The following is a 12582-nucleotide window of genomic DNA, read 5'->3' on the forward strand; positions in this document are numbered from 1 at the left end:
ACCACCGTCGCTTCGGTGAGGGGTCTTCTACGGATACTCGCATACCTCCGCAACCCCCTTTTTCAAAAATATACAAACTTTCTGCCGCCAGCACGCAAAACACCAGGAAATGCTCGGCCGGGACGCTGGCAGATCGCGCCGGAAACTCCGGGTCCGCCCCGCACCTTCCGCTTGTCGCGGCGCAAATCCCCCAACCGAGGGCCGAATCCCGCGTGGAGGCCCGAATCCCGCACAAGGGACGGCACGGTGACGGGCGTGTTGCGCAGGATTGGCACGCGCGCGGGAATCTCTATGCTTGAAATCGGAGGCAGGGTCAGTCGGACCCGCCCCAAGGGAGATAGAAGATGATGAGACGCGGTTTGCGCGGCCTGATGGTGGCTGCCCTGTGCATGGTGCCTGCGGCCGGGATGGCGCAGGATCTGGTGACGGTCGGAACGGTGGGCGTCTGGGATGTGCTGGTCGATCCGACCATCGGCAACGGCTGCCTGATCAATGCCGAATTCGAGGATGGCTCGGATGTGCGGATCGGCTTCGACCCGGAAAAGGGCAATGGCTATCTGATGGCGATGAACGCCGACTGGGGCGATATCGAGGATGACAAGATCTATCCGATCTCCTTCGATGTCGATGGTCAGGTCTATCAGGGCGAAGGCAAGGGCCTGCATCTGGACGGGCTGCCCGGGCTCGACATCGGGTTCGACAGCGCCGACTTCCTGATGGACATCGCACAAAGACAGACGCTGAGCCTGTCGAACGCGGAAGGCGAGGTGATGTCGATCGACCTGACCGACAGCTATGCCGCGCTGGAAGCCGCCGTCGCCTGTCAGCAGAATCAGTGACCGACCCGGGGCAGCGCCTGCGCTGCCCCAAGCGCATTCGGCAGGGCGGCGCGCTGGCGCCGCCCCAAGCCGCACTGGACAGGCCGCCCGCCCTCGCCTATCTCAGGACGATCATGGCGCAGAAATCCGACCCCAATTCCAAGCTTATCGCCGAGAACCGGCAGGCCCGGTTCCATTATGCCATCGAGAGCGATCTCGAGGCCGGGATCATGCTGCTCGGCTCCGAGGTGAAATCGCTGCGCACCGGCCAGTCGAACATCGCCGAGAGCTATGCCAGCATCGAGAATGGCGAGCTGTGGCTGATCAACTCCTATATCGCCGCCTATCAGCAGGCGAGCGTCTTCGGCCATGAGGAGCGGCGGCACCGCAAGCTTCTGGTCTCGAAGAAGGAGCTGGCGCGGCTTTGGACCGCGGTCGGCCGCGAGGGGATGACCCTGGTGCCGCTGGCGCTTTATTTCAATGATCGCGGCAAGGTGAAGTTGAAGCTGGGCGTCGCCAAGGGCAAGAAACTGGCCGACAAACGCGAAACCGAGGCCAAGCGCGACTGGAACCGGCAAAAACAGCGCCTTTTGAAGCAGAACGCATAAGCCCTCTGCCCTTGCCCCGCTGCGCGCCTGAGTCTAAGCACGAAGCGATGACGGGAGGGTGCGCAATGGCTTTGGACGATCCGAAAACACTGGTTTCCACCGACTGGCTCGAGGCGCATCTGCGCGACCCCGATTTGCGGGTGCTCGATGCCTCGTGGTTCCTGCCTTCGATGGAGCGCGATGCGAAGGCGGGCTATGCGAGCGCCCATATTCCGGGGGCGCGGTTCTTCGATATCGACGAGATTTCCGACACAAGGTCCGAGCTGCCGCACATGGCGCCGCCGGTCGAGAAATTCATGAGCAGGATGCGGGCGATGGGCGTGGGCGACGGCCATCAGGTGGTGGTCTATGACCAGCTGGGCATCTTTTCCGCGCCGCGGGTCTGGTGGCTGTTCCGGCTGATGGGCAAGACCGATGTCGCCGTGCTGGATGGCGGTCTGCCGAAATGGCTGGCCGAGGGCCGCGAGACCGAGGACATGGCGCCGATCCCGCGCGACCGGCACATGACGGTGCAGCGGCAGGCCGCGCTGATCAAGGACGTGACGCAGGTGGCGCATGCCTCGAAGCTCGGGGATCACGAGATCATCGACGCCCGGCCGCGCGGCCGCTTCCTTGGCACCGATCCCGAGCCGCGGCCCGGCCTGCGCTCGGGTCACATTCCCGGCTCGAAGAACGTGCCGTGGAACAGCGTGCTGACCGACGCGAACACGATGAAATCGCCCGAAGACCTGCGCGCGGTCTTCACGGCGGCGGGCGTGGACCTTGCGAAACCCGCCATTGCCACCTGCGGCTCGGGCGTTTCCGCCGCCGTGCTGGTGCTGGCGCTGGAACGCATCGGCCACCGCAATCACGCCCTTTATGACGGCTCCTGGGCCGAATGGGGCATGTTCAACGACCTGCGCGTCGCAACCGGAGAAGCATGATGTTCAATTCCCTCAAAGCTCAGGCGCCTGACAAGATCTTGGCGCTGATGGGCCAGTTCCGCACCGATCCGCGGACGGACAAGATCGATCTGGGCGTCGGTGTCTACAAGGACGCCGAAGGCCGGACCCCGGTGATGCGGGCGATCAAATCGGCCGAAAAGCAGCTTTGGGAAACGGAAACCAGCAAGACCTACACCGCGCTGGCGGGCGAGCCTGCCTTCCACGCCGCGATGGCGGAAATGGTGCTGGGCGCGGAGTATCCGGCCGATCGTCTGTCCTGCCTTGCGACCGTGGGCGGCACCGGCGCCTGCCGCCAGGCCTTCGAACTCGCCCGCCTGGCCAATCCGGGCTGCACCGTCTGGGTGTCGGACCCGACCTGGCCGAACCACCTGTCGATCCTCGCCTTCATGAAGCAGGACACCAAACTCTATCGCTATTTCGACAGCGCCGCCCGGGCGGTGGCTTTCGAGGCGATGATGGAAGATCTGCAGGCGATCAAGGCGGGCGATGTCGTGTTGCTGCACGGCTGCTGCCACAACCCGACCGGCGCCAACCTGACGCTGGAACAATGGGCCGCCGTCGCTGACCTGCTGGAAGCCAAGGGCGCCGTGCCGATGATCGACCTGGCCTATCAGGGCTTCGGCGATGGTCTTGAGGAAGACGCCGCGGGCACCCGGCTGATCGCCTCGCGTCTGCCCGAGGTGATGATTGCCGCCTCCTGCTCGAAGAACTTCGGCATCTACCGCGAACGCACCGGCTGCCTGCTGGTGCTGTCGGATGCGGCCTCGAAAGAAGTCACGCAGGGCACCCTCGCCTATCTGAACCGTCAGAATTACTCGTTCTCGCCCGATCACGGCGCGCGGCTGGTGACGATGGTGCTGACCGACCCGACCCTGCGGGCGGAATGGATGACGGAACTGGAAGAGGTCCGCAAAGGCATGCTGGGCCTGCGCGAGCAGCTGGCGGCGGAACTGCGGCAGCTGTCGAACTCGGACCGGTTCGATTTCGTCGCCCGTCACCGCGGCATGTTCTCGCGTCTGGGCGCAAGCGCCGAGCAAGTCGAAAAGATGCGCCTCGACAATGCGATCTACATGGTCGGCGATTCGCGGCTGAACATCGCCGGGCTGAACGCGAAGACCGTGCCGATCCTCGCCCGCGCGATCATCGCCGCCGGGGTGTGATTTCGCACGCATGCTGTGCAAGGGCGGCCCCCCGGGGTCGCCCTTTTGCATGTTCTGTCACTTGATATCATAAGCACGCTTATAATATATCTGCTCATCTCCACAGGAGGGATGATGAGCGAGTGTGAAATTCCCCACGAAAGCCTTGGCTTTCTGATGCAGGACGCGGCGCGGCTGTTGCGCAAGCGCTTCGAGATGCGGGCCTCCGAGCTGGGCCTGACCTCGGCGCAATGGCGTCTGCTGGTGAACCTGTTCAAACGCGGGCCGCTGCCGCAGGCGCGGCTGGCGGAACTGCTGGAAATCGAGCCGATTTCGCTCTCGCGTCTGGTCGACCGGATGGCCGAGGCGGGCTGGGTGGAACGCCGCCCCGACCCGAACGACCGGCGCATCCGCATCGTCCATGCCACCGACAAGACCCGTTCGACGATCAGCGCCGCGCGCCACATCGCCGACAGCATCTACGCCGAGGCGCTGGCGGGCCTGCCCCCCGGCGCCACCGAGACGATGACGGCGATGCTGCGCCAGATCATCTGCAACCTTTCGCAACCGACCGAGACCGATCATGACCGCTGAGACGCAAGCCCCGAAGAAATCGCCGAAAAAACTGCTGATGGCCACGCTGCCGGTCGCGCTGGTGCTGGCGGGCGGCTGGGTCTGGCTGGATTCGGGCCGCTACGAATCGACCGAGAACGCCGCCGTGCAACAGGCGCGAATCTCCGTCGCCTCGGACATCTCGGGCCGGGTGACCGAGGTTTTCGTGCGCGACAACGACCGGGTGACGGCGGGGCAACAGCTGTTCCGCGTCGATCCCGAGCCCTACCGGATCGCCCTGTCGCAGGCCGATGCGGCGCTGGCCCAGGCGCGGCTGCAGGTCGCCCAGCTGCGCGCGGCCTATAATCTGGCGCAGGCGCAGGAACAGGTGGCGCAGGACACCGCCGATTACCTGGCGTCCGAGCTGAAGCGGCAGGAGGCGATCACCGGCCGCGGCGCGGGCACGGAATCGGCGCTGGATGCGGCCCGGCATGATGCCAGCTCGGCGCTGGAAAGCCTGGCGGCGGCAAAGCAGGGCGTGGCCGCCGCACTGGCCGCGCTGGGCGGCGATCCGCAGGTGGCGACCGATGCCCATCCGATGGTGATGGCGGCGCTGACCGCGCGCGAAAAGGCCGCCTACAATCTGGGCCTGACCACGGTCACCGCCCCCGCCGATGGCGTGGTCTACAAGGCCGACAGCTTCAAGCCCGGCCAGTTCGTCGCCGCGGGCTCGGCGCTGTTTTCGCTGGTGGAAACCGGCGACACCTGGATCGAGGCGAATTTCAAGGAAACCCAGATCGGCAAGATGGCCCCGGGGCAAAGGGCCGAAATCGAGTTCGACACCTTCCCGGGCAAGGAGTTCGAGGCGGTGGTCGCGGCTGTCGGCGCGGGCACCGGGGCGGAATTCTCGCTGCTTCCGGCGCAGAACGCCACCGGCAACTGGGTCAAGGTCACCCAGCGCGTGCCGGTCATGCTGCGTCTGACCGAGACGACCGAGCTGCCCGCCCTGCGCACCGGGCTTTCGGCCGCCGTGACCGTCGACACCAAGGCGAAGACCAACCTGGACGCGCTGGTGATGCGCGTCGAGGGTCAGCCCGCGACGCGCGGAAACTGAGCCATGCAGGGCCCCGTTCCGGTCAAGCATCACGGGCTGATCACCGCCTCGCTGATGCTGGCCACGATCATGCAGGTGCTCGACACCACCATCGCCAATGTCGCCCTGCCCTCGATGCGGGCCGACCTTGGCGCGTCTTCGGACACGATCAACTGGGTGCTGACGTCTTACATCGTCGCCTCGGCGATCGTCACGCCGCTGTCGGGCTGGATGTCCGAACGCTTCGGCCGCAAAGAGGTCTTCATCGCCTCGGTGGCCGGGTTCGTGCTGACCTCGATGCTGTGCGGCATCGCCTGGAGCCTTGAATCCATGGTGTTCTTTCGCATGGCGCAGGGGGTCTTCGGCGCCGCCATCGTGCCCTTGTCGCAGACCTTCCTGCTCGACATCAACCCGCGCGAAAAGCACGGTCAGGCGATGGCGATCTGGGGCGCGGGGATCATGGTCGGGCCGATCATCGGGCCGACCTTGGGCGGCTACCTGACCGAGACGCTGAACTGGCGCTGGGTGTTTTTCATCAACCTGCCCTTGGGCATCATCGCGCTGGCGGGGCTGGCCGCCTATCTGCCGCAGATGCCGCGGCGGATCCGGCTCTTTGATTTCGTCGGCTTTGCCGCCTTGGGGCTGGGCGTCGGCGCGCTTCAACTGATGCTCGACCGCGGCGGCGAGGTGGACTGGTTCAACGCCGTCGAGATCTGGATCGAGCTGGCGATCTCGGTTTGCGGCTTCTGGGTCTTCGTGATCTGGATCATGGGAGTGGAACACCCGTTCCTTGACCCGAAGATGTTCGCCGACCGCAATTTCGCCACCGGGCTGGTGCTGATCTTCATCGTCGGCATCGTGCTTCTGGCCTCGCTGGCGCTGTTGCCGCCGATGCTCTCGGCGCTGTTCGGCTATCCCGTCATCACCACCGGCATGGTGATGGCGCCGCGCGGCGTCGGAACGATGATCATGATGATCGCGGCGGGCAAACTGCTGCGCGTCGTCGATGCGCGCAAGCTGGTGATCACCGGGCTTCTGTTCACCTCGTGGTCGCTTTACATCATGACCGGCTTTGGCCCGCAGATGAACGCGACGCCGATCATCGTCTCGGGCTTCGTGCAGGGGCTGGGGCTGGGGCTGGTCTTCGTGCCGCTCTCGACCGTGGCTTTCGCCACCATCGCGCCGCAGTTCCGCGGCGATGCGACGGCGCTGTTCAGTCTGGTGCGCAACATCGGCTCCTCGATCGGGATTTCCATCGTCACCCTGCTTTTGACCCGCAACACCCAGATCAGCCACACCGAGCTGGTCGCCAACATCTCGCTTTACGATCCGAATTTCAGCGGGATGATGAGCGGCGCCGGGGGGGCGATGATGCAGTCGATGACGGCGCAATATGGCGAGGGCGCGTTCTGGACCGTGGTGAACCAGATCGTCACCGCCCAGGCGGCGATGGTGGCCTATGTCGATGATTTCGAGGCGCTGATGTGGATCACGCTGGCGGCGCTGCCGCTGGCCTTCCTGCTGCGCCGCCCGGTCGCGGCGCCGCCCGGGGTCAGTGCGCCCCCCGCCGCGCATGCGGATTGAGATGTGAAAAGGCCCGGGGGAAGCCCCGGGCCTTTCGCGTCGATCCTTGCGGGATCACATGTTGTAGGCGCTTTCGCCATGCGAGGTCTGGTCAAGGCCCTGACGTTCGTCATCGGCGGTCGGACGCAGGCCGAAGACCATCGAGATCACCTTGAACAGCACAAGCGACACGCCACCCGACCACACCAGCGTGACCGTCACGGCTTTCAGCTGGGTGATGAACTGGGCCACCATGTCGTAGCTGCCCGGAACCGCCGGGAAGACGGTGTAATCGACCCAGCCCTGACCGCCCAGCGCCGGATCGGCGACGATGGCGGTGCCCAGCGCGCCGACGATCCCGCCGATGCCATGCACGCCGAAAACGTCGAGGCTGTCGTCATATTTCAGCTTCGATTTCACCACCGAGACGAAGAAGAAGCAGATCGGCGACACGACAAGACCCAGCATCAGCGAGCCCATCGGCGAGGCGAAGCCCGAAGCCGGGGTGACCGCGACAAGACCCGCGACGGCGCCGGTGACGGCCCCCAGCAGCGACGACCGGCCATGCAGGACCTGCTCGACAAGGCTCCAGGACAGCGCGGCGGCGGCGGTGGCAACGAAGGTGTTCAGGAAGGCCAGCGCGGCCAGGCCGTTCGATTCGAGGTTCGAGCCGGCGTTGAAGCCAAACCAGCCGATCCACAGCAGCGAGGCGCCGATCATCGTCATCGTCAGCGAATGCGGCGGCATCGGTTCCTTGTTGTAGCCGATGCGCTTGCCGATCACGAGGCAGCCCATGAGACCGGCGATGCCCGCATTGATGTGCACGACCGTGCCACCGGCGAAGTCAAGACCGCCCCAGCCCCAGATCAGGCCGTAATCGGTCGGCGCGTCGACGAGGAAGTCGGGGCCCGCCCAATACCAGACCATGTGGGCCATCGGGAAATAGACGATGGTCAACCAGACCACCATGAAGATCATCAGCGGCCAGAATTTGACCCGCTCGGCAAAGGCGCCGACGATCAGCGCCGGGGTGATGCAGGCGAAGGTCATCTGGAACACGACGAAGGCATATTCCGGGATGTAGACGTTGTTCGAGAAGGTCGCGGCATAGGTGCCGGTGTTGACGCCCGCCAGGAACATCTTCGACAGGCCGCCGACAAAGGCGTTGCCGCTCGTGAAGGCCAGCGAATAGCCGTAAAGCACCCAGATCACCGCGGCGATCGAGACGACCATGAACACCTGCATCAAGAGCGACAGCATGTTCTTGGTCCGCACGAGACCGCCATAGAACAGCGCCAGCGCCGGGATCGACATCAAGAGCACCAGCGCCGAGGAGATCAGCATCCAGGAGGTGTCGCCCTTGTTCACCATGCCCGCCATCGCGGCGGCATCGGGGGCCTTGATCGGGCCCGCGGCGACGGCTTCGGCGACCGGAGCGGCCGCCTCCTGCGCGAACGCAGGCAGGGCCGCCACGGCAAGCGCCGTCGCAAGACCCGCATATTTGGTAAGGTTGTTCATTGTCCCTGTTTCCCCTGTGGTTCTTACAGCGCGTCGTCGCCAGCTTCGCCGGTGCGGACCCGCACGGCCTGATTGACGTCAAGCACGAAGATCTTGCCGTCGCCGATCTTGTCGGTCTTCGCCGCTTTCAGGATCGTCTCGACCACCTCGTCGGCCAGATTGTCGGCGACGACGATTTCAAGCTTCACCTTCGGCACGAAATTGACCGCATATTCGGCGCCACGATAAATTTCCGTATGCCCCGACTGCGCGCCGAAGCCCTTGATTTCCGTCACCATCATCCCGCGCACGCCGATCGCGGTCAGCGCCTCGCGGACCTCCTCCAGCTTGAACGGTTTGATCGCTGCAATGATGAGTTTCACGTGATGTCCCTTCCTATTGTCAGCCGCTCCGATGCCCGGGGGCACCGTTATGAGCGTATCAAGGCGCGGGCAAAGCGCTTCGCACAAGAAAAGCTGCTTAAACCGGCGGCAGTCAAAAACCGAATCCGGCCCGAAAACGCACAAACTGTGCGCAGAGCCTTATATTTAAGCTTTCGAAAAACCGAATCGTGACGCGAGGCGTCTCCACATCCCGTTTCCGGCGGTGTAAGTTGCGCGGCAGAGCAGGCACCGGGGCGGAAATGGCAGGAACAGGCGGGCGGCAAAGGCCGCTGGTGGCGGACAGGCGCTACGCATCACGGCAGGCGACGCAGTCCGGGGCAAAATCCGCGCCGCCCGGCAAGACGAAGACGCCGCGCAAGCCCCGCAGCCCACGACCGCCACGGCGGGGCGGCGGCTTTTCCGGGCTGGTGCTGGGGCTGTTCAGCTTCCTTTTCGCGGTGATCTGGGGCGCGGTCTGGCGCACGGTGGCCGTGGTCGGCATCATCCTCGGCCTTGCGACGTTCTATTTCTACAGCCAGCTGCCCGATTACACCGCGCTGCTGGATGGCCGCAACCGCGGCTCGGTCACGCTGATCGACAATGCGGGCCAGGTCTTCGCCTGGCGCGGCGAGACCTTCGGCGGCCAGACCACCGCGGAAAATGTCTCGCCCTTCCTCAAGAACGCGATCATCGCCACCGAGGACAAGCGCTTCTACCGCCATTTCGGCGTCAGCCCGCGCGGCATCGCCTCGGCGATCGCGATCAACCTCTCCGAGGGCCGCGGCCCGCTGGAAGGCAACGGCGGCTCGACGATCACCCAGCAGGTGGCGAAGCTGCTGTGCCTTGGCACCGCCTATGATCCGAAACGCTGGAAGACCGAGGCGGACTACGAGACCGACTGCCGCTCTGGCGGGATCAAGCGCAAGATCAAGGAAATTCCCTATGCGCTGGCGATGGAGGTCAAATATTCGAAGGACGAGATCCTGACGATCTATTTCAACCGCGCCTATCTGGGCGCGGGGGCGCGCGGTTTCGAGGCCGCGGCGCAGCGGTATTTCGGGATTTCGGCGACGAATGTGAATCCGCAGCAGGCGGCGATGCTGGCCGGGCTGCTCAAGGCGCCCTCGACCTATGCGCCGACGACGAACCTGAAACGCTCGCAGGACCGGGCCGGGATGGTTCTGGCGCTGATGCATGATCAGGGCTATCTGACCGATGCGCAGTGGCAGGACGCCCGCGCCCATCCGGCGACACTCTCCGAGGCGGCGCAGGCCCGGGCGGGCGGCTATTTCGCCGATTGGGTGATGGACAGCATCCCCGATTACTTCGGCAAGAACGCCACCGCCGATGTGGTGATCCGCACGACGCTGGATCAGCGCATCCAGACCGCGGCGGAAGCGGCGCTGAAGTCGATCTTCGACACCAGGGTCAAGGACGGCTCCACCGCCGAGGCGGCGATCGTGGTGATGTCGGCCGATGGCGCGGTGCGGGCGATGGTCGGCGGGCGCAAGACCAAGGTCTCGGGGGCGTTCAACCGCGCGACCCAGGCGAAGCGGCAGACCGGCTCGACCTTCAAGCCCTTCGTCTATGCGGCGGCGCTGGATCTGGGCTGGACGCCGGATTCGATCGTCGAGGATGCGCCGCTGACGATCAACGTGCGCGGCTCGGGGCCGTGGTCGCCGAAGAACTACGACAAGGACTTTCTCGGGCCGATCCCGATCTGGCGGGCGCTGGCGAAATCGATCAACACCGCGACGGTGCGGGTCAGCCAGGCGGTCGGGCTGGATGCGGTGCGCAAGGTCGCCTCGGATTTCGGCTTCGCCTCGGATCTGGCCGAGGGGCCGGCGGTGGCGCTCGGCGTGTCGGAATCGACGCTGCTGGAAATGACCGGCGCCTATGCGGGCATCCTGAACGGCGGCTCCTCGGTGCGGCCCTACGGGCTGACCGACCTGCGGCTGAAGGGCGAGCAGGAGCCGCTGTTCGGCGCCGAGACCGGCATCGGCGAGCGGGTGATTTCCGAAAAGGCCGCGCGCGAATTGATGTGGATGATGCATCAGGGCGTCGAGCAGGGCACCGGGATGCGGGCGCGGCTGGACGGGCGGCAGGTGGCGGGCAAGACCGGCACCACCCAGGCCGCCCGCGATGCCTGGTTCATCGGCTTCACCGCCGATTACGTGGCGGGCGTCTGGATGGGCTATGACGACAACCGGCCGCTGACGGGCGTCACGGGGGGCGGTCTGCCCGCGCAGATCTGGCACGAGGTGATGGCCGGGGTCGAGGAAGGCCAGCCGGTGACGCCCCTGCCGATGGCCCTGCCCGAGGAGTGGCGCGGCCAGCCCGATCCGAACAATGTCTATCCCGGTCAGGCCTGGTCCTCGGGCGATCCGATCCCCGAGGGCGGCGTGCCGGTGGTGGATGGTCAGCTGGTGACCTCGGACCGGCCGGTGCCGCCCGCGCCGCAGCAACCGCCCGCGGCGCAGCCGCAGCGGCAGGGGCCGCAATCCTTTGGCGAGGCGATCGATTCGATGCTGCGCCAGCTTTATTGACAAAAAACGCGGCCACGGGGGGCCGCGTTTTTCTTTTCATTCTGCCGCCCGACGGTTTACTGGGCGGTTTTCAGATCCGCGATCAACTGATCCAGATTGCCGCGCCGGGCGTCGATCATCGCGCCGATTTCCGTGCGCTCGGCCGCCAGCATGTTGACGCCTTCGATGATCATGTTGAAGAACAGGTTCTTGCCCGACTTGTCCGAGACATGCCAGAGCACCTCGAAGGGCGCCTCGCCCGGCATGTAGGCAATCGACTTCACCTCGATGAAGGTCTTCACCTTGCGCGCGCCGACGACCTCGAAGCGGGTGGCGCTGAACTCGCGGAAGCGCTTGCCGTATTTGCGCGAGACATAGCCGCGGAAGGCGAGGGTGAAGGCCTGCATCTGCGCCGGGCTGGCGGTGCGTGCCGCCGTGCCCAGAACCGAGCGCGCGATCGTCGGCACATCGGCATATTGCATGTAGAGGTCTTCGAACATCGTATAGAGCGCCGGACCGGTCTTGCCCGAGGCGATGGCGGTGTTCACGTCGGTCACGGCCTTGCCGATCAGCGACTTCGCCTGATCCTCGGTCAGCGCCAGCGCGGCGCCCGGGCGCAGCACGACGGCCGCGACCAGGGCGGCAGCCCCGCCCAGCAGCAGATGGCGGCGATCACTGCGCATCGGGGTCTTCATAAGGGTCCCAGGCCTGTGCATCGTCATTCTCCTTGCCTGCAAGCTGGTGGCGGCGCATCTGCAGATAGAGCAGCCGCGATTGCGCATAGCTGTCCGCACTGTCGTAAAGCACCGATTCGATCATGCCCCCGAAGCGTTTGCGGTCGGCGACCTTGCCCGCGACCCGGGTGGCAGAGGCGGCCGTGGCATCGGCGCCTTCCAGCACCTGCCCGACCGGGTTCATCGCGATGTCGACGGCCCGCCCCAGCGCATCCCGCGCGGTCGAGGGACCGTAGACCGGCAGTTCCACATAGACCCCCTCGCCCATGCCCCAGACCGCCAGCGTCTCGCCGAAATCGGTATCCTGCTCGGGCAGGGCAAAGCTTGTGCCCGCCGGGTCGAAGAGCCCGGCCAGACCGATGGTCGAGTTGATGACGAAGCGGAACGTGTTCTTCACCGCGGGCTCGGGGCGGCCCTGCAGCAGCGAATTGACCACCTTGCCGGGCAGCGACAGGTTCGAGCCCGCATGCGACACCGCCCGGGTGAAACCGTTGTCGATGCTGCGCGGCCGACCCGGCCGGGCCTTGAACAGCAGCGTGTCGACGCCCTTGTTGAAGCCGTGCACCTGCCGGTTGACCCCTTCCATCGGGTCGTTGAGTCCCTCGGTCCCGGCCCTCTGCGGCCCTCCGGCGCAACCGGAAAGCGCAAGACCTGCGATCAGGACGAGGCCAAATCTCTTTTCCATCAACCCCTCGTGTCTTCTCGGGTGCGGCCGGGGCTCGTCTT

The 12582-nt window shown here is 65.5% G+C and carries 12 protein-coding genes; 8 read left to right on the top strand and 4 right to left on the bottom strand.

Annotated elements, in window-relative coordinates; genetic code table 11:
* Nucleotides 1-344: 344 nt before the first annotated feature.
* From FBT96_RS01215 to FBT96_RS01245, 7 genes are all read left to right on the top strand, one after another.
* Entirely contained in the window at nt 345-839 is a 495-nt protein-coding gene (locus FBT96_RS01215) for a hypothetical protein (RefSeq protein WP_136904584.1), read from the top strand.
* Nucleotides 840-952: 113 nt separating this feature from the next.
* Complete coding sequence (smpB, locus tag FBT96_RS01220; RefSeq protein WP_136904836.1) at nt 953-1426, top strand: SsrA-binding protein SmpB; 474 nt, start codon at nt 953-955, stop codon at nt 1424-1426.
* Nucleotides 1427-1491: 65 nt separating this feature from the next.
* Nucleotides 1492-2349, top strand: a complete 858-nt coding sequence (sseA, locus tag FBT96_RS01225; protein ID WP_136904585.1) for a 3-mercaptopyruvate sulfurtransferase — start codon at nt 1492-1494, stop codon at nt 2347-2349.
* Nucleotides 2349-3530 (top strand): amino acid aminotransferase, encoded by a 1182-nt coding sequence (locus tag FBT96_RS01230; protein ID WP_136904586.1) that lies wholly within the window; start codon nt 2349-2351, stop codon nt 3528-3530. Before sseA ends, FBT96_RS01230 begins: the two co-directional genes overlap by 1 nt.
* Before the next feature lie 114 nt (nt 3531-3644).
* Nucleotides 3645-4103, top strand: a complete 459-nt coding sequence (locus FBT96_RS01235; protein WP_136904587.1) for a MarR family winged helix-turn-helix transcriptional regulator — start codon at nt 3645-3647, stop codon at nt 4101-4103.
* Complete coding sequence (locus FBT96_RS01240; RefSeq protein WP_136904588.1) at nt 4093-5175, top strand: HlyD family secretion protein; 1083 nt, start codon at nt 4093-4095, stop codon at nt 5173-5175. The genes FBT96_RS01235 and FBT96_RS01240 overlap by 11 nt, the downstream gene beginning before the upstream one ends.
* Nucleotides 5176-5178: 3 nt before the next feature.
* Nucleotides 5179-6738 carry a DHA2 family efflux MFS transporter permease subunit gene (locus FBT96_RS01245; protein WP_136904589.1) on the top strand — a complete coding sequence of 520 codons (1560 nt, stop codon included), beginning with the start codon at nt 5179-5181 and terminating at the stop codon, nt 6736-6738.
* 54 nt (nt 6739-6792) lie between these two features.
* Here FBT96_RS01245 and FBT96_RS01250 read toward each other — a convergent pair whose 3' ends face one another.
* Both FBT96_RS01250 and FBT96_RS01255 read right to left on the bottom strand, forming a co-directional pair.
* Complete coding sequence (locus tag FBT96_RS01250) at nt 6793-8235, bottom strand: ammonium transporter (protein ID WP_136904590.1); 1443 nt, start codon at nt 8233-8235, stop codon at nt 6793-6795.
* Between the two features lie 23 nt (nt 8236-8258).
* Nucleotides 8259-8597 (bottom strand): P-II family nitrogen regulator, encoded by a 339-nt coding sequence (locus FBT96_RS01255; protein ID WP_110804686.1) that lies wholly within the window; start codon nt 8595-8597, stop codon nt 8259-8261.
* A 260-nt stretch (nt 8598-8857) separates the two neighbouring features.
* Between FBT96_RS01255 and FBT96_RS01260 the strand changes: the two genes are divergently transcribed.
* The gene (locus FBT96_RS01260; RefSeq protein WP_136904591.1) at nt 8858-11143 is read left to right on the top strand and encodes a transglycosylase domain-containing protein; all 2286 of its coding nucleotides are present in this window, start codon (nt 8858-8860) and stop codon (nt 11141-11143) included.
* Between the two features lie 56 nt (nt 11144-11199).
* Here the strand turns inward: FBT96_RS01260 and FBT96_RS01265 are convergent, their stop codons facing one another.
* A complete protein-coding gene (locus tag FBT96_RS01265; RefSeq protein WP_249306194.1) occupies nt 11200-11805 on the bottom strand; it encodes an MlaC/ttg2D family ABC transporter substrate-binding protein in 606 nt (201 codons plus the stop codon).
* Nucleotides 11795-12541 carry an MlaA family lipoprotein gene (locus tag FBT96_RS01270; protein ID WP_136904593.1) on the bottom strand — a complete coding sequence of 249 codons (747 nt, stop codon included), beginning with the start codon at nt 12539-12541 and terminating at the stop codon, nt 11795-11797. The genes FBT96_RS01265 and FBT96_RS01270 overlap by 11 nt, the downstream gene beginning before the upstream one ends.
* Between the last annotated feature and the right edge of the window lie 41 nt (nt 12542-12582).

The organism is Rhodobacter capsulatus (assembly GCF_005144475.1).
Classification (GTDB): Bacteria; Pseudomonadota; Alphaproteobacteria; order Rhodobacterales; family Rhodobacteraceae; genus Rhodobacter; species Rhodobacter capsulatus_C.